The sequence below is a fragment of the Roseicyclus persicicus genome, from assembly GCF_012395815.1.
GTDB lineage: Bacteria > Pseudomonadota > Alphaproteobacteria > Rhodobacterales > Rhodobacteraceae > Roseicyclus > Roseicyclus persicicus.
Genome location: NZ_JAAZQQ010000001.1, coordinates 524792 through 543999 on the forward strand (window position 1 = coordinate 524792; position 19208 = coordinate 543999).

A 19208-nucleotide genomic window follows, 5' to 3' on the forward strand; every position below is an offset into this window, starting at 1 on the left:
ATGCGCCTGCGGCTTGTCCCCGACCAGACCAGCATCGACTTCTTCAAGTATGCCCGGCTGACCTTCGGCGCCTCGGTCGTCGCCATGGTGCTGTCGTTGGGCGTCTGGCTGAGCATGGGCCTGAACTTCGGCATCGACTTCCTCGGCGGCACGACGATCCGCACGGAATCGGCCGAGGCTGTCGACGTGGGCGTCTACCGCGACGCGCTGGCGCCGCTGGCCTTGGGCGACGTGTCGATCACCGAGGTGTTCGACCCGACCTTCGGGCCCGACCAGAACGTCGCCATGATCCGCATCCAGGCGCAGGACGGGGCCGAGGCGGTCACGCCCGAGACCATCGCCGCGGTCGAGGCGGCACTGGTCGCCGTGGTGCCGGACATCACCTTCCCCTCGGTCGAATCCGTGGGCCCCAAGGTGTCGGGCGAGCTGATCCAGACGGCGATCATCGCGGTGCTGGCCTCGCTGGGCGCGATCCTGGTCTACATCTGGCTGCGCTTCGAATGGCAGTTCTCGGTCGGGGCCGTGGTGGCGCTGGTGCATGACGTGATCCTGACCATCGGCATCTTCAGCCTGCTGCAGATCCGGTTCGACCTGGCCACCATCGCGGCGCTGCTGACGATCATCGGCTATTCGATCAACGACACCGTGGTGATCTTCGACCGGCTGCGCGAGAACCTGATCAAGTACAAGACGCGCGAGCTGCGCGACGTGATGAACCTGTCGGTGAACGAGACGCTGAGCCGCACGGTGATGACCTCGGGCACCACGCTGCTGGCGCTGCTGGCGCTGCTGGTGCTGGGCGGCGACGTGATCCGGGGCTTCGTTTTCGCGATCTTCTGGGGCGTGATCGTCGGCACCTATTCCTCGGTCTACGTCGCCAAGAACGTGGTGCTGTTCATCGGGGTCAAGCGCGACTGGTCCAAGCCCGACGCCAAGGCCGGCACGCAGTTCTCCAACATCGATGCCTGACGCCCTCGCGGCGGCGTTCGCGCTGCCGGGGCTCTGGGCGCTGATCGGGGCGATCCTCGTCTCGGGCACGGTCTACGGTTTCGCGGGCTTCGGCGCGGCGCTGGTGTTCCTGCCGGTGGCGGTGGCGCTGGTGCCGCCCGAGCTGGCGGTAGCGGCGTTTTCCCTGACGGCGGTGTCCTCGCTGGTGACGGTGGTGCCGCGCGCCTGGCCGATGACGGGCAAGCGCACGCTCGGCCTGATGCTCGCGGGGGCGACGGCGGGGTTTCCGCTGGGGGTCTGGGTGCTGCGGGCGGCGGACGAGACGGCGATCCGCTGGGCGGTGTCGGGGCTGGTGCTGGCGACGCTGGCGGCGCTGGTGGCGGGCTGGCGGATGCGGGCGGCGCCGGGCACGGGCGCGCTGTTGGGTGTCGGCGGGGCGACGGGGGTGATCGGCGGGGCGACGGGGCTGACCGGGCCGGTCGTGATCCTGTTCAACCTCGGGGCGGGCGCGCCGGCGGCGGTGACGCGGGCGAACACGCTGGTGTTCCTGACACTGGCCTCGGCGCTGTTGCTGCCGCAGCTCTGGGCGCAGGGGCTGCTGCGGCCCGAGGCGCTGTGGCTGGGGCTGATCCTGATGGGGCCCTACGCGGTGGGCAACTGGATCGGGCAGGCGATGTTTGACCCCGCGCGCGAGGCTTTGTATCGCCGGGTCGCCTACGCGATCATCGGGGCCTCGGCGCTGGCCGGGCTCCCGGTCTGGGATTGAGGGAGACGACAGATGCGCATGAACGAGGTGAGCTTCGACGACAGCCGGCCGGTCGACGGCTACGGCCCGGGCTTCTTCCGCGTGGGCGGCGAGGTCGTGGCGGGCGCGGTGGTGATCCTGCCCTCGGGCGTCTCGGGCTGGGGCGGCTACGACGACCGGGCGCGGCTGCTGGAGCGGGCGGGGGAGATCGACGTGCTGTTCATCGGCACCGGGGCCGAGATCGCGCAGATCCCGGGCGACCTGCGCCGGGCGCTGGAGGCGGCGGGGATCGGCGTGGAGATCGCGGCGAGCCCGGCGGCCTGCCGGACCTACAACGTGCTGTTGTCCGAGGGGCGGCGCGTGGGGCTGGCGGCGTTGCCAGTTTAGCCGGTCGCGTGGTGCGCCAGACGGCGCACCCTACGGATGCACAGACGCGGCGGTGCAGGGTGCGCCGTCTGGCGCACCAGCGCCGCCCGTCACATCGGCAACGGCAGCTGCCCGGTGGGCAGGGCCAGCCCGCCGAGGATCATCACCCTGAGCTCGCGCTCCAGCTTGCGCCGCAGCGCCGCGGCGAATTCGTCGTGGCCCCGGGCGAATTCGACGAAGGCGCCGGGGCCGCGGATCACCTCGCGCTCGAAATACTCGGCGATGTCGTTCGACGCGCCGCCGATCGCCAGCCCGTTCACCGTGATCTCGTCGAAGGGGAAATGTTCATAGGCCGAGGCCGGCGGGAAGCCGTCGTTGTTCTGCCCGTCGCCCGACAGGTCGAGCGTCTGGAACAGGCAGGGCGGCGCCTCCTGGAAGCGGGTCGCGGCGAAGCCGAGCGCGTAGCCGATGGCGGTGGGGAAGTCCTGCGGCCCCCGCGTCTCGCGCGCCACGCGTTCGGCGATGCGGGTCAGGTCGGCCTCGGAGGTGATCAGCGTCCAGTCGATGATCACGTCCTGCTGGAACCGCCCCGACCATTCGAAGATCGACAGCGCGACCGGGCCGGGTCCGTTCAGGAACGCCTCGACGATCTCGGGCGCGATCAGGGCCGACGCGATCCCGGCGGTCTGCTGGAGATACTCGGCCTCGTCGACCGAGGCCGAGACGTCGAAACCCAGCTGGAGCGCGAGGCGGCACTGATCCTGGGCCGCGGCCGGTGCGGCGGCAAGACCCAGGATCAGCGCCGCCCCCCTTACCAATGCCCGGTGTTCCCCATCGAGGCCCAGGGCTCGGCCGGGGCCAGCGCCTCGCCGGCCTGCAGCAGTTCCACCGAGATGTTGTCGGGCGACCGCACGAAGGCCATGCGCCCGTCGCGGGGCGGCCGGTTGATCGTGACGCCGTTCTCCATCAGGTGCCGGCAGGTCTCGTAGATGTTGTCGACGCGGTAGGCGAGGTGGCCGAAATGCCGGCTGTCCGACGGCAGCCCCTCGTCGCCGTCCCAGTTGTAGGTCAGTTCCACCGGGCAGTCCTCCTGGCCAGGGGGCGCCATGAAGACCAGCGTGAAGCGGCCCTGATCATTCTCGTAGCGCCGCGTCTCGCGCAGGCCCAGCAGCTCGTAGAAGGCCATAGAGGCCGCGAGGTCCTTTACCCTGACCATGGTGTGCAGATACCGGATGCCCATGGGCCGTCCTCCTGTCTTTCCTGTCTGCCGCGATCCTAGCGCGGCGGGGCGCAGGGCACAGCCCATTCGTCCGTAAATTTCCTGTGGGTAAATGACCCGCGGTGCGCCCCCTTTATCTTGCGGTCCGCAAGGCGCGTGATGCAAGATGTTGGGGCACCCATCCCGTCCGACGACAGAAGGAGCCGCTCGATGCCGCTCACCCCCGACGCCCAGGCCGAGATCGACGCCGCCCGCGCCACGCCCCGGCCCACGCTGCGCGCCGTCAGCGAGGGGATGGAGGCACATCTCTACACCGCCCACCCGGTGCTGGATCACGGCTTTGTCCGGGTCATCGACTACATGGGCGACGACGCCGCCATCGTGCAGGCCGCCCGCGTCAGCTACGGCGCCGGCACCAGGAAGGCGCGCGACGATGCGGGCCTGATCCGCTACCTGATGCGGCACTGGCACTCGACGCCGTTCGAGATGTGCGAGGTCAAGTTCCACGTCAAGCTGCCGGTCTTCGTGGCGCGGCAGTGGATCCGGCACCGCACCGCCAACGTGAACGAGTATTCCGCGCGCTACTCGATCCTCGACCGGGAGTTCTACATCCCCGCGCCCGAGAACCTGGCCGCGCAGTCCACCGTCAACAACCAGGGCCGGGGCGAGACCCTGTCGGGCCCCGAGGCGGCCCGGGTGCTGGAGATCCTCAAGGCCGACGCCGCCCGGTCCTACGACCATTACGAGGCGATGCTGAGCCAGGACGGCCAGCAGGGGCTGGCGCGCGAACTGGCGCGGATGAACCTGCCCGCCAACATCTACACCCAGTGGTACTGGAAGACCGACCTGCACAACCTGTTCCACTTCCTCCGGCTGCGCGCCGATGCCCACGCCCAGTACGAGATCCGGGTCTATGCCGAACTGATGTGCCGGCTGGTGGCCGACTGGGTGCCGGCGGCGTATTCGGCCTTCGAGGATTACCGCATGGGGGGCGTGTCGCTGTCGGCCAAGGGGGTGGAGGTGCTCCGCCGCCGGCTGGCGGGCGAGATCGTCACGCAGGAGACCAGCGGGATGAGCAAGGGCGAGTGGCGGGAGTTCGAGGAGGTGTTCGGGTGATGAGTGAATTGTCGAAGGGTGGAAATGGCTCGGACGTAGTTTCTGTCTCGGGAAAAGATGTAAGCATTCAACTTCTGCAGGATGTCTATCACTCCCTGACGGGAAAAACAGAGCATCTGCAACGGTTCTTTTTTGATCCGCATGTGGTAAAGGCAGAAGACTTCAAGAACCTCCATACATTAATCCAGCAGGCGTTGGAGCAATATTATTGCTTAGACTTGGTTGACTCTTTCTTGGTTCGCTATGTGGGCGGAAGATCAGAAAGATTCAGTGGGTTTGGGCGCTTCTCTGCTCAGGCCTTCAATCGCAGTTTATGTGTTGAAGAGGTTCAAATTGATTATGATTTTCTTATACACTTGCCTCAGTCTAAAGAGGCTAAGCCGTACAAGATATCTATCCGTCTGAGGAGCACACTCGCTACGTTGCAAGATGCACGGGATCGTAGCGCCAGCAATTCAGAGATAGACATGCTACTTCGCTTCACTCAAGTCACAGCGCACTTTGAAGTGCAATATGTTGATATTGCGGTTGCCAGGGCCTTGGAGGCTCACTTTGAGGACTGGTATCGTAGCATTGCCAAGGTCAGATCAGGATTTTCCCGTTTCTGTTCGAAGGTTTCAGGGTTTGTAGATATTCTGATTAGAGTCCTTTCGATATTCTCTGCTGCGATTGTGCTTCTAGTCCTGTTTTCCGGATCGGTAGATGGTCAGGAGGCTCAATTTTCAGCAATTGTAGCTTCAATTGCTGTGCTGGCCGTAGTTCGCGTAGCTACTTTCCCCTTAGGTGATATCGCTGAAAGATGGTTGAAGGGGCTCTCACCTCAAAGCTCACTCTTGCTGTCATCGGCGGATCAAGACCTTGTCGATGCGCGCAACAAGTCAGTCGGTGTCATTGTTGTAAAGGTCTTCCTCAATGCGTTCTTTTCCATTGGTTGTGGTGTCGCTGCGGCGTTGCTCGGTTGGTGGATCGGAATTGGTTCGTAGCAAGCGTAGGATAGGCTTACCCCTCCCCCCACCATCGTGGGCAGAATGCCCACCCTACACCCAGCCCCCGCGGGTCGGCGCAGCCCCGCAGCCTCGACTCCGCCCCCCGGCGCCCTACCTGCCCGGCGACCGTCTCGACCGGAGCCCCCATGTCCCTTGCCGTCCTGTTCCTCGCCACCAGCGTGATCTTCCTCGTGGCCGATGCCGTCATGCTGCGGGCGGTGATCCAGCCCGCCTTTGCCCGCCACCTCGGCGACGGGCTCTACCCCGGCGGGTTCCGGCTGCTGCCGGCGGTGCTGTTCTATTTCACCTACATGGCGGGGGTGCTGTATTTCGCCGGCTGGCCCGCCCTGCGCGACGGGGTGCCGGCGCAGGCGGCGCTGAACGGGGCGGTGCTGGGCTTCGTGGCCTACGGGACCTACGAGTTCACGTCCTGGGCGGTGATGCGCGACTGGCATCCGCAGATGGTCGCGCTGGACCTGGCCTGGGGCACGGCGGTCACGGCGCTGGCGGCCTGGGGCGGGGTCGTCGTGGCGCGGATGCTGGTGGGCTGACGCGGCGCGGGATCATCGCGCCGCCGCGGGGGCGCCGGCGCTGCCGGGTCGGGGCGGGCAGGGGCCGGTCAGTCGGCCTTTTTCAGGTCCACCGCCGAGGCGCGCCCGTCGCGGCCCTCGCGCAGTTCGTAGCTGACCTTCATGTTGTCGGGGAGGCCGGTCATCCCGGCGCGCTCCACGGCCGAGATGTGCACGAACACGTCCTTCCCGCCGCCATCGGGCGCGATGAAGCCATAACCTTTGGTGGTGTTGAACCATTTCACGGTGCCGGTGGGCATCGGTCTCAGTATCCTTCTCAACTCCAGTCCCGCCCGCGAACGCCGCGGCGGCGTGGTGCAGCAGGGGGCCCGAGTGACCGGTGTTCGGCCTTCTTGAGAGGGCGGTTCACGGGTTGAAACCTGACGTCACACAGAAAATGATGGCGCGGCCCGTCCAAAAAACAAGGGCGGCGTGCGGCGCCGGCGCGGGCTGGCCGGTTTTCGCGCGGCGCGTGTATGCGGGCCGGGCAGGATGCTGAAAGAGGGGGCAGGATGAAGGTCTACGGGTTGAAGAATTGCGACACGTGCCGGGCCGCGGTGGCGGCGCTGCCGGGGGCGGAGCTGGTGGATGTCCGGGCGCTGCCGTTGTCGGAGGCCGACCGCGCGCGGTTCCTGGCGGCGTTCGGCGACGCGCTGGTGAACCGGCGGTCGACCACCTGGCGCGGGCTGTCCGAGGCCGAGCGTGCGGGCGATCCCGCGGCGCTGCTGGCGGCGCACCCGGCGCTGATGAAGCGGCCGGTGATCGAGGCGGGCGGGCGGCTCTACCTCGGCTGGGACGCGGGGGTGAAGGCGGCGCTGTTGCCCTGACGGCGGGCGAGGAGCGCGTCGAGCGACAGCGGGCCCGCGCCCTTGAGCACCAGGAGGATCAGCGGCAGGAGCCACAGGAGGCGGGTGTCGACCAGCCCGTCGGCGTGCCGGTCGAAGGGCAGGCCGAGGGCGACCCCGTGGCCCAGCACGTCGACCCAGGTCTGCACCAGCACGAAGCCGATCATGCCGAGCGCCGACAGCCGGGTCAGGAGGCCCAAGGCGAGCAGGACGGGCAGGATCAGCTCGGCCCAGGTGCCGGCGACGACGATGGCCGTGGCGAGCGGCCCCAGCGCCGAGGGGTTGTAGCCCGCCGCCTCGAAGGCGCGGGGCAGGATCTGGATGTAGGCGCCGGGGTCGGGGCTGAAGGGGCCGTCGCCGATCTTGGTCAGGCCCGAGCGCCAGTAGTAGGGCAGAAGGACGGCGGCGAAGGTCAGCCGCGCCAGCGTGGGCAGGAGCGCGGGCGCAAGCCGGGCCTCGAGCGCGCCGAAGACGCGGGCATGGAGCTGGGTCAGGGCCTGCATGGCCGGTCCTTTCAGGCGGGGTCGGGCGTGAGCGCGCCCGAGGTCAGGAACAGGGTCAGGAGGGCCGCGGCATCGGCCCCGGGGTGATCCGCCAGCGCGCGGGTCAGCGCCTCGGACAGCGTCAGCCGGCCCTTGAGCGCGCGGGCGAAGGTCAGCCCGCCGGGCGGCAGGAGATGCGGGGCCGGGTCGTAGCCCGCCCGCGCGATCAGCACGTCCTCGGGGCCCGGCGCGGGTTTGGGCGCGTCCGGGGCGTGGCTGAAGCGCCAGATGCCGTGCACCGGGTGGCGCGAGGACAGGACCAGCGTGGCGGGCGCGAGGCGCGGCTTCAGCGCCAGCACGGCGGCAGGCGCAAGCCCCGCGGTGTCGAAGGGCGCGGCGTCGGCGGCGTGGTAGGATTGCCGAAGCCCGAGGTCGAGCCGGGCGATGTCGGCGAGGTAGGGCAGGCGCGCGAGCGGCGGGAACCCCGCGACGAACCCCGGAAAGGTGGTGCCCCAGCTGGCGAGGCGGGGATCGGAGGGCGGGTGGGCGCGCAGGAACACGCCGGCGAGCGCCTTGAAGTAGGCGTCGCCCACCAGCCTGCGGACGGTGGGAAAGCCGGTTTCCAGCGCCTCGGTCAGCGAGACCGCGACGTTGTTGCGGTAGACGTCGAAGCGCTTGCCCGCGGGGCCGCCGAACGGGTCGCGGAGCCCCTCGGGCACCGGGGCCGATGGGTCGAGCAGCGCGGCGGCAAAGGCGGTCTGGCCGGTCATCGCGCGGCCTCCACCGGCGAGAGGAGCGCGCCGGCGCGGGCGGCCTCGGCCATCAGCGTGGGCAGGGGCGGCACGTCGGTGTCCCATTCGATCAGCGTGGGGCGCGGGCCGCCGCGGGCGAGCGTGTGGGCGTAGAGCGCCCAGACGGCGCCGACCACGGGGCGGCCGTGGCTGTCGATCAGGAGCGGGCGGCCGTGCTCGTCGCGGTCCTCGTCATGGCCGCCGAGGTGGATCTCGCCCACCGCGTCCAGCGGGAAGGCGTCGATGTAGGCGCGGGCGTCCCAGCCCTGGTTGGTGGCCGAGACGAACACGTTGTTCACGTCGAGCAGCAGCCCGCAGCCGGTGCGGCGGGCGATCTCGGACAGGAACTCGACCTCGGTCCGGTCGCTCTCGGCGAAGGCGAGGTAGGTGGCGGGGTTTTCCAGGAGCATCCGGCGGCCCAGCACCTCCTGCACGCGGTCGATGTGGGTGCAGACGCGGGCGAGCGTGGCGTCGGTGTAGGGCAGGGGCAGCAGGTCGTTCAGGAAGCCCGTGTCATGGGTCGACCAGGCGAGGTGCTCGGAGAAGCTGGCCGGTTGCAGCCAGTCGCAGAGGTGGCGGAGGCGAGCGAGGTGGTCGGCGTCGAGCGGGCGTTCGCCGCCGATCGACAGGCCGACGCCGTGGACGGAGATGGGGAAGCGCTCGGCCAGCGCGCGCAGTTGCGCCAGCGGGCGGCCGCCGGCGCCCAGGTAGTTCTCGGCGTGGATTTCCAGCCAGCGGACCGGGCCGGGGTCGGCCATGAGGCCCGCGAAATGCTGCGGCTTGTAGCCGAGGCCGGCGGCCAGCGGCAGGCGGCGGGGGGCGGCGGTGTCGAGCATGGGGCGCGGGTCCGGTGTGCGGAAGGGGGGTGCGCCGCCCCGGGGGCGGGGCGGCGCGGTCGGGCTCACATGTCGAGCATCGAGGCCAGCGCGTCGGGCGCCATGTAGGTCGCCACCACGTCCGCCGCGACGCCCTCGGGCAGGTCGCGGTTGATGCCGGCGTAGCCCCACTCGGTCAGCTGGGTGTCGGTCGCGGCCATGCGGCCGTCGGGCAGCTCGATGTCGTTGCAGGTGCCGGCGGGCACCAGCGTCCAGGCGTTGCCCTGGTAGTCGACGGTCGAGGTGCCGGCGCAGGTGGTGCCGGGGCCGGCGGCGCAGTCGTTCTCGCCGGCGAGGCTGGCGCCGAAGCATTTTTCCTGCTCCTGCGCCTGGGCGCCGGTCACGCCGTGGGCGGTCAGGGCGGCGGTCACGGCGCCGAGGAGGGCGAGGGATTTCGTGGCGGTGGTCATGGGTCTTTGGCTCCCGTTCTGCGATGCGTGCAGGGTTCTGGTTGTGTGATCCGGGCGGCTGCACCGGATGGCATCACCCTGCGCCGGGGCTGCCATCAACAGCCAATCACGGCCCCGTGGGACACGCGGGCGTGACGCGCCGCGAGGGCCCCGTGAGGCGGGCCGGAGCGGGGCGCCACGGGAAATCAACGGGTTGCGTCGCGGATGCGGCAGGGGCGCTGACCTTGCCACCGGCGCGATGTGTCGGGCGGCAAGGGGGAGGCCGGGGGAATGTTTCACCGCGGCCGCAGCCGCACCCGGGCCTTTCACGGGCGCCCGTCCCCGACTATGTGAACGGGACGGCAGGACAGGAGGCAGAGACATGCGCAACGCGGCGCTGGTGCTGGGGCTGATCGGGGGCGTGCTCGCCATGGTGGTGGGCTTCTTCGTCTACGGCTACGTCGTGTTCATCGACTGGTTCGGCGAGGTGCCCGACCTCGCGCGGCAGGTCGAGGACCCGCAGATGAAGCAGGCGGTGTCAGTGATCGCGCCTCTGGTCGGGATCGCGGGCGGCGCCATGGCGCGGGCGCGCGCGCTGTGGGGCGGGGTGCTGATGCTGCTGGCGGCGGGCGGCATCTGGCACGGGCTGGGCTTTGGCGTGTTCACCATCTTCCCGATCGCCTGCCTGGGGCTCGGCGGCCTGCTGGCGCTGGCGGCGGGCAAGCCCGACGAGGAAAAGGCGCATTTCTGAGGGCGGCGGAAAACGCGCGTTTTCCGCCCGGGAAACCCCGGGGTTTCCCGGGCGGTTTCCCCGGGGAAACCGCGCCCGGCGCTACGCCGTGCGCCCGGTCCCGATCCCGATGCAGATGTTGCCGAAGACGGCCTGCGCCTCCATCGCCCGGAATGCCTCCGGCGCCTCGGTGAAGGGGTAGACCCGCCCGACCACGGGGCGCAGCCCGTGCTGCGCGATGGCGCGGGCCATGGCCGCGAAGCCCTGTTTCGAGCCGACCGTGACCGACCTGAGCGTCAGTTGGCGCGTCAGGATCGCGGGCAGGAACAGCTCGGCCCTGTTGCCGGTGACGTTGCCGATCAGGATGACCTGCCCGCCCGTCCGGGTGCAGCGGATCGCGTCGGGCAGCGTGGCCGCGCCGCCCAGCTCCAGCACCCGGTCGACGCCGCCTGTCGCCGCGCGCACCTCGGCCGCCCAGTCGGGGGTCGCGCCGCGGTCGACGACGTAGTCGGCGCCGAGCGCCGCGATGCGCGCGGCCTTGTCGGGGGAGGAGGTGGTGACGATGACCGCCGCGCCGGCGGCCTTTGCCAGCAGCACCGCCATCAGCGCCACGCCGCCGGTGCCGAGGATCAGCACCGTCTCGCCGGGGCGGACGGGCGGGGCCGCCATCAGCGCGCTCCAGGCGGTCAGGCCGGCGCAGGGCAGCGTGGCGGCCTCGGCGTCGGTCAGGTGGTCGGGCACGGGGACGACGCCGGCCGCCGGGAAAACGCGGTGGGTGGCGAGCACCCCGTCCAGCGGCCCGCCGAGGCGGCCGGAGTCGAGGTCGGCGGGCGGGTCGCCGCCGTCCCAGTTCTGGAAGAAGGCGGGGCAAACGCGGTCGCCGGGGGCGATGCCGGTGACGCCCGGGCCGGTGTCGGTCACGACGCCCACCCCGTCCGACAGCGGGATCAGCGGCGGCTGCACGGCGCGGCCGTGCTGGCCGCGCAGGACGACGAGGTCGCGGTAGTTGAGCGAGGCGGCGCGCATCTCCAGCAGCAGCTCGCCGGGGCCGGGGCGGGGGGTGGGGCGGTCCTGCAGCGCCAGGTTCCCGAAGCCGAAGCCGGTCGTGAACGTCCATGCCTGCATGGGTGGCCCCCCTGTCCGCCGCTGCGCCCTGCGGCCAGCCTGCCTCCGGCGGGAGTATTTGGAAAGCAAAGATGGGGCGGCCGGGCCCCGGCAAGGGTGTGTGCGAAGCGGCACGGGTGCCGGTCTGTCATGGGCCGCCGCGAGGCGCGGGGGCGGCGGTGTCGAGCAGCCAGTCGAGCGTCGCGGCGTAGCGGGCCTGGAGCGCGGCCGCATCCTGCCCGGCGTGGCAGAGCGCGAGGATCGTGCCGTGGGCCTGATCGACGAGGATGTCGCGCAGGTGGCCGCCGGCCGCGGGGTCGCCCGTCAGGGCGGCGCAGTCCTGCGCGAGCGCCTCGCCCAGCCGCGACAGGTCGGGCCCGACCAGCGCCGGGTCGGCCAGCGTCAGCTGCATCAGCCGGGGGTGGCGCGCCGCGCGGGCGACGTAGGACAGGAGCGTGGCCCGCAGCCGGCCGCGCGGATCGCCGTCCGGGGACGGGGCGATGCCGGCGAAGACGCGCCCCGTCATGGCGCGGAGGAGCGCCGCGCTGTCGCCGACGTGGTGCCGGACGGCCATCGCGGTCACGCCCAGCTCGGCCCCGAGCGCGCGGAAGCTGATCGCCTCGCCCGCCTCGACCCGGCGGAGGCCTGCGTCGAGGATCGCGGCCCGCCCCGTGGCCGCCGCCCGCGCCGGGCGCCCGGGCCTGCGGTCGGTCATGGCGCGGGCACCGTCCAGGTGCTTTGCACCAGCCCCGAGGGGAAGCTGCGCGTCGCCTCGTGCCGGAGCGCGATGTCGGGGCCGGTTCCGCCGAACAGGGGCCGCCCCGCCCCGATCAGCACCGGCAGGGTGGAGATGGTCATCCGCCGGATCAGCCCCGCGCCGAGGAAGGACCGGATCAGCGCCCCGCCGTCGACATAGGCGCGCCGCCAGCCTTCTGCCCCGAGGCGGGCCATCAGCGCCGCGGGCGGGTCGGCCAGGACGCGGACATGGGGGCGCAGCGCCGGGGGCAGGTCGGCCTCAGCCATCGACCGGCTGAGGACGACGACAGGCAGGGCGTAGGGCCAGGGGTCGAAGCCCGCCACGGCGCGGAAGGTGCCGCTGCCCATGACGACCCCGTCCATGTCCGCGAGAAAGGCGTCGTAGCCGTGATCCTCGCCGCCGAAATCCCGCCCGGTCAGCCAGTCGAGCGCGTGGTCGGGCCGGGCGATGAAGCCGTCGAGGCTGGTGGCGATGAAGACATGGCCTTCGGTCATGGGGCGCCCCTATCGCTGGAATTATACACCGTATAAATCAGGGCGCGAAAAAGGGCAACGGCCGTGCGCGCGTTGCCCTTTCCCGTGGTTTGTCGCTCAGCGCAGGTCGGGCGGCACCGCGTCGGCTGCAAGCTCCGCCACCACCTCGGCCAGCGGCGCGACGCGGGTCTGGGTCTCGCCGAGGCGGCGCAGGGTGACCGTGCCGTCCTCGACCTCCTTGCGGCCGACGGCGAGGATGACGGGCACCTTGCCCACGGAGTGTTCGCGGATCTTGTAGTTGATCTTTTCGTTGCGGATGTCGGCCTCGGCGCGCACGCCGGCGGCCTGAAGCGCGGCCACCGCCTCCTGCACGAAGCCGTCGGCCTCGGACACGATGGAGGCGACGACGACCTGCCGGGGGGCGAGCCAGAACGGCAGCTTGCCCGCGTGTTCCTCAATCAGGATGCCGATGAAGCGCTCGAAGGAGCCGAGGCAGGCGCGGTGCAGCATAACCGGGCGGTGCTTCTCGCCGTCGGGGCCGATGTAGGAGGCGTCCAGCCGCTCGGGCAGGACGAAATCCACCTGGTGGGTGCCGCACTGCCATTTCCGGCCGATGGCGTCGGTCAGGGTGAACTCGAGCTTGGGCCCGTAGAAGGCGCCTTCGCCGGGGTTCACCTTGGGCTCGATCCCCGCCGCGCGGGTGGCCGACAGGAGTGCCGCCTCGGCCTTGTCCCACACCTCGTCACTGCCGGCGCGCACGTCGGGGCGGGTCGAGAACAGCACCTCGAACTCGGGGAAGCCGAGGTCGCGGTAGATGTTGGACAGGAAGTCGATGAAGCGCGCGGTCTCGGCCTCGATCTGCGCCTCGGTGCAGAAGATGTGGGCGTCGTCCTGGGTGAAGCCGCGCACCCGCATGATACCGTGCAGCGCGCCCGAGGGCTCGTAGCGGTTGCAGGAGCCGAACTCGGCCATCCGCAGCGGCAGGTCGCGGTAGGATTTCAGGCCCACGTTGAAGATCTGCACGTGGCAGGGGCAATTCATCGGCTTGAGCGCGTTGATCGCCTTTTCGCGGGCGTGTTCCTCGTCGACTTCCACGAGGAACATGTTGTCCTGGTATTTCTCCCAGTGGCCCGAGGCCTCCCACAGCTTGCGGTCGACGACCTGGGGGGTGTTCACCTCGACGTAGCCGCCGCGCTTCTGCTGGCGGCGCATGTAGTCCTGCAGCGTGGTGTAGACGGTCCAGCCGTTGGGGTGCCAGAACACCTGGCCGCGGGCCTCCTCCTGCATGTGGAACAGGTCCATCTCGCGGCCGAGGCGGCGGTGGTCGCGCTTCTCCGCCTCCTCGAGGAAGGTCAGGTACGCCTTGAGCTGGTCGCGGTTCTGGAAGGCGACGCCGTAGATGCGCTGGAGCATGGGGCGGCTGGAATCGCCGCGCCAGTAGGCGCCAGCCACCTTCATCAGCTTGAAGGCGTCGGCGGGCAGCTGGCCGGTGTGCTGGAGATGCGGGCCGCGGCAGAGGTCCTGCCAGTGGCCGTGCCAGTACATGCGGATCGGCTGGCCCTCGGGGATCGCCTGCACCAGTTCGACCTTGTAGGGCTCGTTGTTTGCCTCGTAGTAGCGGATCGCGCGGTCGCGGTCCCAGATCTCGGTGGTGACCGGGTCGCGGCGGTTGATGATCTCGCGCATCTTGGCCTCGATCTGGCCGAGATCCTCGGGGGTGAAGGGCTCGGCGCGGTCGAAGTCGTAGTACCAGCCGTTCTCGATCACGGGGCCGATGGTGACCTTCACCTCGGGCCAGATCTCCTGCACCGCGCGGGCCATGACATGGGCGAGGTCGTGGCGGATCAGCTCCAGAGCCTGCGGCTCGTCCTTCATGGTGTGGAGCGCCAGCGTCGCGTCGGACGGGATCGGCCACTGCAGGTCCCAGTGCTTGCCGTCGACGGTGGCGCTGATGGCCTTCTTCGCCAGCGAGGGCGAGATGTCGGCGGCGACCTCGGCGGGGGTGACGCCGGCGGGGTAGCTGCGGCGCGCGCCATCGGGAAGGGTCAGGGAAATCTGGGACTGGCCGTCAGGCATGGCCTCGTGCTCCTCGTCGGTCTGGCGCCCACGGAACGCCCGGTTGCGGGTTTGTCGTGCTGCGCTATCTGACCGGCGCACCCGGCGAAGTCAATCTCAGGGGGGCCGGCGATGCCCGACAGCTTCGAGGAAACCGCCTTCGAGGCGCTGTTCGACACCGAGACGGCGGGCGACCTGCCCGATGCGCAGGCCGCGGCCGAGCCGCGGAACGCCCTGCGCGCCGCGGCCAGCCTGACGCTGACCAAGCTGGCCGACGGGCTGATCGACCCCAAGCTGGTGCTGTCCTGGCTGCTGACGGCGCTGGGCGCGCCGGCGCTGTTCGTGGGCCTTCTGGTGCCGATCCGCGAGGCCGGCGCGCTGTTGCCGCAGCTGGCCATCGCCGACCGGGTGCATGCCATGGCGCGGCGCAAATGGGTCTGGGTCGCGGGCAGCGCGGGGCAGGGCGTGGCGGCGGCGGGCATCGCGCTGGCGGCGCTGGCGCTGTCGGGGGCAGCGGCGGGGCTGGCGGTGTGCCTGTGCCTCGCGGCGCTGGCGGTGTCGCGCAGCCTGTGTTCGGTCAGCTTCAAGGACGTGCTGGGCAAGACCGTCGCCACCAGCCGCCGCGGCACGGTGACGGGGCTGGCCGGGTCGGTCGCCTCGGCGGGGGTGGTGGGGTTCGCGGTGCTGCTGATGACCGGATGGAGCGACCGCTACGTCCTGGTCGTGGCGGCGCTGGTGCTGGCGGCGGGGCTGTGGCTGGCCGGGGCGGCCCTGTTCGCGGGGCTGGCCGAGACCGCCTCGGAGCCCGGGGCGCCGGGTGGATCGCCGCTCCGCCACCTGGCGTTGTTGCGCGACGACCCGCAGCTGGCGCGCTTCGTGGCGGTGCGGGGGCTGTTGACGGGCACGGCGCTGGCGCCGCCCTTCCTGGTGCTGATGGCCAGCGGCGTGGCGGGGGCGGCCTTTGGCCAGCTGGGGGCGCTGCTGCTGGCCTCGGCGGCGGCGGCGACGCTGTCGTCCTATGTCTGGGGGCGGCTGTCGGACCGGTCCAGCCGCACGGTGCTGATCGCGGCGGGGGGCGTCGGGGCGCTGGCGCTGGCGGCGGCGGCGGGGCTGTCGGCGGCGGGGCTGTTCGACCGGGCCCTTGCCGTGGCGGCCTGCCTGTTCCCGCTGATGATCGCCTACCACGGCGTGCGCTCGGGGCGGTCGACCTACCTGGTCGACATGGCCCCGCCCGAGGCCCGCGCCGCCTATGCGGCGGTGTCGAACACGGTGATCGGCGGGATCCTGCTGGCCTCGGGCGGCTTCGGGGTGCTGGCGTCGCTGGCCGGTCCGGCCTTGCCGGTCTGGCTGTTCGCGGGGATGTGCGCGCTGGCCAGCCTCGTCGCGCTGGGGCTGGACGAGGTCGAGGGCGCCTGACGCCGCGCCGGGGATTGCCCCCCGTGCGGGCTTGGCGCAGGTTGCGCCTGCGCTGACCACGACCCCGGACGGAGACCGCCATGGCCGAGCCCCAGTTCCTCGACACGCCGCAGGGCCGCCGCCTCGCGTGGCACCGGTTCTCGGGGCGGGAGCCGGGGGTGGTGTTCCTCGGCGGGCTCAGGTCGGACATGACGGGCACCAAGGCGATGCACCTGGAGGACTGGGCGCGGCGGACCGGCCGGGCGTTTCTGCGGTTCGACTATTCGGGCCACGGGGCGAGCGGCGGCAGCTTCACGGACGGCTGCATCGGCGACTGGGCCGAGGACGCCGCGGCCGCCATCGCCGCGCTGACCGAGGGGCCGCAGGTGCTGGTCGGCTCGTCGATGGGCGGCTGGATCAGCCTGCTCCTTGCCCGGTCCATGCCCGGGCGCGTCGCGGGCCTCGTGACCATCGCCGCGGCGCCGGATTTCACCGAGGACGGGATGTGGGCCGAGTGGTCGGACGACCAGCGCAGGGCCTGCATGGAGGAGGGGCAGGTCGCGCTGCCGTCCGAGTACGGCGAGGACATGATCATCACCCGCCGCATGATCGAGGACGGGCGCGACCACCTGGTGCTGCGCACGCCGCTGGCCCTGCCGGTGCCGGTGCGGATGCTGCAGGGCACCGCCGACCCCGACGTGCCGATGGCGGTGGCGCTGCGGCTGTTGGATCACCTCGAGGGGCCCGACATCCGGCTGGAACTGGTGAAGGGGGCCGACCACCGGTTTTCGGACCCGGCCTGCCTGGAGACCATTCCCCGTGCCGTCGAGGAGGTGCTGGCCCGTGCGTAACCTGACGCGGATCCTGCTGGTCCTGGTGATCCTCGGGGGGCTGATGGCGGGCCTCGGCCCGCGCGAGCCCGCGGTGCGGACCCCGGGCGCGGCGCCGGGACAGACCGCCGACCCCGCGGTTCTTGCCGCGCGCGAGGCGGCCCTTCCCGACATCGTGCCGGGCGCCGAGGCGCGGGTGGTCTGGGCGGGCGAGGCGGGCGCGGTGACGCCCTGGTCGGTGCTGTACCTGCACGGCTTCTCGGCCAGTTCCGAGGAAATCCGCCCCGTGCCCGACCGCGTGGCCGCGGCGCTGGGCGCCAACCTGGTCTTTGCCCGCCTGCCCGGCCATGGCCGCAGCGCGGAGGCGATGGCCGAGGCGACGGCGGGCGACTGGCTGGACGACACCGACCTGATGCTGGACGTGGCCCGCGCGGTGGGCGAGCGCGTGCTGGTGATCGGCACCTCGACCGGCGGCACGCTGGCCGCCTGGGCCGCGACCGAGCCCGACATGGCCGACCGGATCGCGGGCGTCGTGCTGGTGTCGCCGAACTTCGCCGTGGCCGACCCGGCGGGGGTCCTGCTGGAATGGCCCTTCGCCGCGGTCTTCGTGCCCTGGATCGTCGGGCCCGAGCGCGGCTTCGAGCCGCTGAACGAGGCGCAGGCGACCTACTGGACGGAACGCTACCCCAGCATCGCCACGGTGCGGCTGGGCGCGCTCTTGCGCGAGCTGCGGGGGCGCGACCTTGGCACGGCGGGGATGCCGGTGCTGGTCCTGTTCTCGGAGGCCGACAGCGTGGTGTCGGTGGCCGCGACCCGGGCCGCCGCGGCGCGCTGGGGCGGGCCGGTCACGCTGGCGCCGCAGGTCCTGCCCGGGACCGGCGTCGACCCCTCGGCCCATGTCATCGCCGGCGACATCGTGAGCCCCGCGATGACCGGGCCGGTGACCGACGCGATCCTGGGCTGGGTGGCGGAACTGCCGCGCTGAGCGGGTTTGCAAACGTATGCAAATTCCGCTTGCGAAGGCCGTTGGCCCTTGTATCCTTGAGCGGGTCACAGCGGGAGGAGCAGCCATGGCGGAGTATCTGAAACGCGGCAAGCCGGCCGAGGCGCGGGCGGAGGACGACGCCAAGGTGCGCGCCACCGTGGAGGGCATCCTGGCCGATGTCACGGCGCGCGGCGACGCGGCGGTGCGCGAGCTGTCGGCCAAGTTCGACGGCTACGCGCCGGCCGCCTTTCGCCTGACGCCGTCCGAGATCGAGGCGGCGATGCAGAAGGTGACGGCCCGCGAGATGGCCGACATCCGCTTTGCCCAGGCCCAGATCCGGCGCTTTGCCGAGGCGCAGAAGGCGTCGATGCGCGACATCGAGGTCGAGACGCTGCCGGGCGTGATCCTCGGCCACCGCAACATCCCGGTGAATTCCGTGGGCTGCTACGTGCCGGGCGGCAAGTTCCCGATGGTCGCTTCGGCGCACATGTCGGTGCTGACGGCCAAGGTGGCGGGGGTGAAGCGAATCGTGGCGAGCGCGCCGCCGGTCAAGGGCGCGCCGCACCCGGCCATCGTGGCGGCGATGCACGAGGGCGGCGCGGACGAGATCCTGGTGCTGGGCGGCGTGCAGGCGGTGGCGGCGATGGCGCTGGGCACCGAGACCATCGCGCCGGTCGACATGCTGGTCGGCCCCGGCAACGCCTTCGTGGCCGAGGCCAAGCGCCAGCTGTTCGGGCGCGTCGGGATCGACCTGTTCGCCGGGCCGACCGAGACCATGGTGATCGCCGACGACACGGTCGACGCCGAGATGGTGGCGACCGACCTGCTGGGGCAGGCCGAACACGGCTACAACTCGCCCGCCTGCCTGATCACCAATTCCCGCAAGCTGGCCGAGGCGGTGCTTGCCGAGGTCGATCGGCTGCTGGCGATCCTGCCCACGGCCGAGACCGCGGCGGTCAGCTGGCGCGACTACGGCGACGTGATCCTGTGCGCCGACCACGACGAGATGCTGCGCGTGTCCGAGGAGATGGCCTACGAGCACGTGCAGGTGATGACGGACCGGGACGACTGGTACCTTGAGCACATGACGAACTACGGGGCGCTGTTCCTCGGGCCGCGGACCAACGTGGCGAACGGCGACAAGGTGATCGGGACGAACCACACCCTGCCGACCAAGCGGGCGGGGCGGTACACCGGCGGGCTCTGGGTTGGCAAGTTCATCAAGACGCATTCCTACCAGCGGGTGCTGACCGACGAGGCGGCGACGCTGGTCGGCGAATACGGCTCGCGGCTGTGCATGTTGGAGGGCTTCGTCGGGCATGCGGAGCAGTGCAACGTGCGGGTGCGGCGGTATGGCGGGATCAACGTGCCCTATGGCGAGGGCGCGCCCTACCGGGAGGCGGCGGAGTGAGTTAGTGGGGGTGGGCGGGCCCGCCCGCCCACCCCTTTTTGGGGGCTTTGCCCCCTTGCCCCCCAGAGTATTTTGGGAAGCAAAGATGGGGAATGCGGTGTGACGCACCGTGACACACAGGCTTGTCCACAAGGCTT

The 19208-nt window shown here is 70.9% G+C and carries 22 protein-coding genes and 1 pseudogene; 12 read left to right on the forward strand and 11 right to left on the reverse strand.

Going from position 1 to position 19208, the window contains the following annotated elements; genetic code table 11:
- Genes secF through HCU73_RS02765 form a run of 3 tightly spaced genes read left to right on the forward strand, consistent with a single transcriptional unit; the run spans position 1 to position 2080 of the window.
- On the forward strand, positions 1-969 hold the full coding sequence (secF, locus tag HCU73_RS02755; RefSeq protein ID WP_168621860.1) for a protein translocase subunit SecF: 969 nt from the start codon (positions 1-3) through the stop codon (positions 967-969).
- Positions 962-1714 (forward strand): sulfite exporter TauE/SafE family protein, encoded by a 753-nt coding sequence (locus tag HCU73_RS02760; RefSeq protein WP_168621861.1) that lies wholly within the window; start codon positions 962-964, stop codon positions 1712-1714. The genes secF and HCU73_RS02760 overlap by 8 nt, the downstream gene beginning before the upstream one ends.
- 12 nt (positions 1715-1726) lie before the next feature.
- Positions 1727-2080 (forward strand): Mth938-like domain-containing protein, encoded by a 354-nt coding sequence (locus tag HCU73_RS02765; protein WP_168621862.1) that lies wholly within the window; start codon positions 1727-1729, stop codon positions 2078-2080.
- Between the two features lie 89 nt (positions 2081-2169).
- Here the strand turns inward: HCU73_RS02765 and HCU73_RS02770 are convergent, their stop codons facing one another.
- Both HCU73_RS02770 and HCU73_RS02775 read right to left on the reverse strand, forming a co-directional pair.
- Complete coding sequence (locus tag HCU73_RS02770; protein WP_168621863.1) at positions 2170-2877, reverse strand: DUF1194 domain-containing protein; 708 nt, start codon at positions 2875-2877, stop codon at positions 2170-2172.
- Complete coding sequence (locus HCU73_RS02775; RefSeq protein ID WP_168621864.1) at positions 2871-3299, reverse strand: VOC family protein; 429 nt, start codon at positions 3297-3299, stop codon at positions 2871-2873. Before HCU73_RS02775 ends, HCU73_RS02770 begins: the two co-directional genes overlap by 7 nt.
- Positions 3300-3488: 189 nt before the next feature.
- Between HCU73_RS02775 and thyX the strand changes: the two genes are divergently transcribed.
- The 3 genes from thyX (at position 3489) to HCU73_RS02790 (ending at position 5931) form a co-directional block, all read left to right on the forward strand.
- Positions 3489-4394 carry an FAD-dependent thymidylate synthase gene (gene thyX, locus HCU73_RS02780; RefSeq protein WP_168621865.1) on the forward strand — a complete coding sequence of 302 codons (906 nt, stop codon included), beginning with the start codon at positions 3489-3491 and terminating at the stop codon, positions 4392-4394.
- A complete protein-coding gene (locus HCU73_RS02785; RefSeq protein ID WP_168621866.1) occupies positions 4394-5377 on the forward strand; it encodes a hypothetical protein in 984 nt (327 codons plus the stop codon). The genes thyX and HCU73_RS02785 overlap by 1 nt, the downstream gene beginning before the upstream one ends.
- 149 nt (positions 5378-5526) lie before the next feature.
- On the forward strand, positions 5527-5931 hold the full coding sequence (locus HCU73_RS02790; protein WP_168621867.1) for a DUF2177 family protein: 405 nt from the start codon (positions 5527-5529) through the stop codon (positions 5929-5931).
- Positions 5932-5999: 68 nt separating this feature from the next.
- Here the strand turns inward: HCU73_RS02790 and HCU73_RS02795 are convergent, their stop codons facing one another.
- Positions 6000-6209 carry a cold-shock protein gene (locus HCU73_RS02795; protein ID WP_168621868.1) on the reverse strand — a complete coding sequence of 70 codons (210 nt, stop codon included), beginning with the start codon at positions 6207-6209 and terminating at the stop codon, positions 6000-6002.
- Between the two features lie 252 nt (positions 6210-6461).
- Between HCU73_RS02795 and HCU73_RS02800 the strand changes: the two genes are divergently transcribed.
- Positions 6462-6776 (forward strand): ArsC/Spx/MgsR family protein, encoded by a 315-nt coding sequence (locus HCU73_RS02800; RefSeq protein WP_168621869.1) that lies wholly within the window; start codon positions 6462-6464, stop codon positions 6774-6776.
- Here the strand turns inward: HCU73_RS02800 and HCU73_RS02805 are convergent.
- From HCU73_RS02805 to HCU73_RS18670, 4 genes and pseudogenes are all read right to left on the reverse strand, one after another.
- Entirely contained in the window at positions 6731-7297 is a 567-nt protein-coding gene (locus tag HCU73_RS02805; protein ID WP_168621870.1) for a DoxX family membrane protein, read from the reverse strand. The two genes, HCU73_RS02800 and HCU73_RS02805, sit on opposite strands and share 46 nt — an antisense overlap.
- A gap of 11 nt (positions 7298-7308) precedes the next feature.
- Complete coding sequence (locus tag HCU73_RS02810) at positions 7309-8046, reverse strand: HvfC/BufC N-terminal domain-containing protein (RefSeq protein ID WP_168621871.1); 738 nt, start codon at positions 8044-8046, stop codon at positions 7309-7311.
- Complete coding sequence (gene bufB / locus HCU73_RS02815) at positions 8043-8903, reverse strand: MNIO family bufferin maturase (protein WP_168621872.1); 861 nt, start codon at positions 8901-8903, stop codon at positions 8043-8045. Before bufB ends, HCU73_RS02810 begins: the two co-directional genes overlap by 4 nt.
- Before the next feature lie 137 nt (positions 8904-9040).
- Positions 9041-9352: pseudogene (locus HCU73_RS18670) on the reverse strand (BufA1 family periplasmic bufferin-type metallophore); the annotation flags it as partial.
- A 361-nt stretch (positions 9353-9713) separates the two neighbouring features.
- On the opposite strand from HCU73_RS18670, the gene HCU73_RS02825 reads away from it, so the two are divergent.
- Positions 9714-10082, forward strand: coding sequence for a hypothetical protein (locus HCU73_RS02825; protein ID WP_168621874.1), 369 nt, complete (start codon positions 9714-9716; stop codon positions 10080-10082).
- An 81-nt stretch (positions 10083-10163) separates the two neighbouring features.
- Here the strand turns inward: HCU73_RS02825 and HCU73_RS02830 are convergent, their stop codons facing one another.
- The 4 genes from HCU73_RS02830 to thrS all read right to left on the reverse strand — a co-directional run bounded on the left by HCU73_RS02830 (position 10164) and on the right by thrS (position 14471).
- A complete protein-coding gene (locus tag HCU73_RS02830; RefSeq protein ID WP_168621875.1) occupies positions 10164-11186 on the reverse strand; it encodes a zinc-dependent alcohol dehydrogenase family protein in 1023 nt (340 codons plus the stop codon).
- Between the two features lie 127 nt (positions 11187-11313).
- On the reverse strand, positions 11314-11880 hold the full coding sequence (locus tag HCU73_RS02835) for a TetR/AcrR family transcriptional regulator (protein WP_168621876.1): 567 nt from the start codon (positions 11878-11880) through the stop codon (positions 11314-11316).
- Positions 11877-12416 (reverse strand): dihydrofolate reductase family protein, encoded by a 540-nt coding sequence (locus HCU73_RS02840; protein WP_168621877.1) that lies wholly within the window; start codon positions 12414-12416, stop codon positions 11877-11879. Before HCU73_RS02840 ends, HCU73_RS02835 begins: the two co-directional genes overlap by 4 nt.
- Positions 12417-12512: 96 nt before the next feature.
- A complete protein-coding gene (thrS, locus tag HCU73_RS02845; RefSeq protein ID WP_168621878.1) occupies positions 12513-14471 on the reverse strand; it encodes a threonine--tRNA ligase in 1959 nt (652 codons plus the stop codon).
- 111 nt (positions 14472-14582) lie between these two features.
- Here thrS and HCU73_RS02850 point away from each other — a divergent pair, with 111 nt between their 5' ends.
- From HCU73_RS02850 to hisD, 4 genes are all read left to right on the forward strand, one after another.
- Positions 14583-15866, forward strand: coding sequence for an MFS transporter (locus tag HCU73_RS02850; RefSeq protein ID WP_168621879.1), 1284 nt, complete (start codon positions 14583-14585; stop codon positions 15864-15866).
- 80 nt (positions 15867-15946) lie between these two features.
- Positions 15947-16696 carry an alpha/beta hydrolase gene (locus HCU73_RS02855; protein ID WP_168621880.1) on the forward strand — a complete coding sequence of 250 codons (750 nt, stop codon included), beginning with the start codon at positions 15947-15949 and terminating at the stop codon, positions 16694-16696.
- The gene (locus HCU73_RS02860; RefSeq protein ID WP_168621881.1) at positions 16689-17660 is read left to right on the forward strand and encodes an alpha/beta fold hydrolase; all 972 of its coding nucleotides are present in this window, start codon (positions 16689-16691) and stop codon (positions 17658-17660) included. The genes HCU73_RS02855 and HCU73_RS02860 overlap by 8 nt, the downstream gene beginning before the upstream one ends.
- 85 nt (positions 17661-17745) lie before the next feature.
- The gene (gene hisD, locus HCU73_RS02865) at positions 17746-19071 is read left to right on the forward strand and encodes a histidinol dehydrogenase (RefSeq protein WP_168621882.1); all 1326 of its coding nucleotides are present in this window, start codon (positions 17746-17748) and stop codon (positions 19069-19071) included.
- The last annotated feature ends 137 nt before the right edge of the window (positions 19072-19208 follow it).

Bases quoted from the DNA above. Each gene is read 5' to 3' on its own strand.
- HCU73_RS02830 (WP_168621875.1), bottom strand. From the start codon at position 11,186: ATGCAGGCATGGACGTTCACGACCGGCTTCGGCTTCGGGAACCTGGCG.
- hisD (WP_168621882.1), top strand. From the start codon at position 17,746: ATGGCGGAGTATCTGAAACGCGGCAAGCCGGCCGAGGCGCGGGCGGAG.
- HCU73_RS02795 (WP_168621868.1), bottom strand. From the start codon at position 6,209: ATGCCCACCGGCACCGTGAAATGGTTCAACACCACCAAAGGTTATGGC.
- HCU73_RS02765 (WP_168621862.1), top strand. From the start codon at position 1,727: ATGCGCATGAACGAGGTGAGCTTCGACGACAGCCGGCCGGTCGACGGC.
- HCU73_RS02825 (WP_168621874.1), top strand. From the start codon at position 9,714: ATGCGCAACGCGGCGCTGGTGCTGGGGCTGATCGGGGGCGTGCTCGCC.
- thrS (WP_168621878.1), bottom strand. From the start codon at position 14,471: ATGCCTGACGGCCAGTCCCAGATTTCCCTGACCCTTCCCGATGGCGCG.
- secF (WP_168621860.1), top strand. From the start codon at position 1: ATGCGCCTGCGGCTTGTCCCCGACCAGACCAGCATCGACTTCTTCAAG.
- HCU73_RS02855 (WP_168621880.1), top strand. From the start codon at position 15,947: ATGGCCGAGCCCCAGTTCCTCGACACGCCGCAGGGCCGCCGCCTCGCG.
- HCU73_RS02790 (WP_168621867.1), top strand. From the start codon at position 5,527: ATGTCCCTTGCCGTCCTGTTCCTCGCCACCAGCGTGATCTTCCTCGTG.
- HCU73_RS02800 (WP_168621869.1), top strand. From the start codon at position 6,462: ATGAAGGTCTACGGGTTGAAGAATTGCGACACGTGCCGGGCCGCGGTG.
- HCU73_RS02840 (WP_168621877.1), bottom strand. From the start codon at position 12,416: ATGACCGAAGGCCATGTCTTCATCGCCACCAGCCTCGACGGCTTCATC.
- bufB (WP_168621872.1), bottom strand. From the start codon at position 8,903: ATGCTCGACACCGCCGCCCCCCGCCGCCTGCCGCTGGCCGCCGGCCTC.
- HCU73_RS02835 (WP_168621876.1), bottom strand. From the start codon at position 11,880: ATGACCGACCGCAGGCCCGGGCGCCCGGCGCGGGCGGCGGCCACGGGG.
- HCU73_RS02850 (WP_168621879.1), top strand. From the start codon at position 14,583: ATGCCCGACAGCTTCGAGGAAACCGCCTTCGAGGCGCTGTTCGACACC.
- HCU73_RS02775 (WP_168621864.1), bottom strand. From the start codon at position 3,299: ATGGGCATCCGGTATCTGCACACCATGGTCAGGGTAAAGGACCTCGCG.
- HCU73_RS02805 (WP_168621870.1), bottom strand. From the start codon at position 7,297: ATGCAGGCCCTGACCCAGCTCCATGCCCGCGTCTTCGGCGCGCTCGAG.
- HCU73_RS02810 (WP_168621871.1), bottom strand. From the start codon at position 8,046: ATGACCGGCCAGACCGCCTTTGCCGCCGCGCTGCTCGACCCATCGGCC.
- HCU73_RS02785 (WP_168621866.1), top strand. From the start codon at position 4,394: ATGAGTGAATTGTCGAAGGGTGGAAATGGCTCGGACGTAGTTTCTGTC.
- HCU73_RS02760 (WP_168621861.1), top strand. From the start codon at position 962: ATGCCTGACGCCCTCGCGGCGGCGTTCGCGCTGCCGGGGCTCTGGGCG.
- thyX (WP_168621865.1), top strand. From the start codon at position 3,489: ATGCCGCTCACCCCCGACGCCCAGGCCGAGATCGACGCCGCCCGCGCC.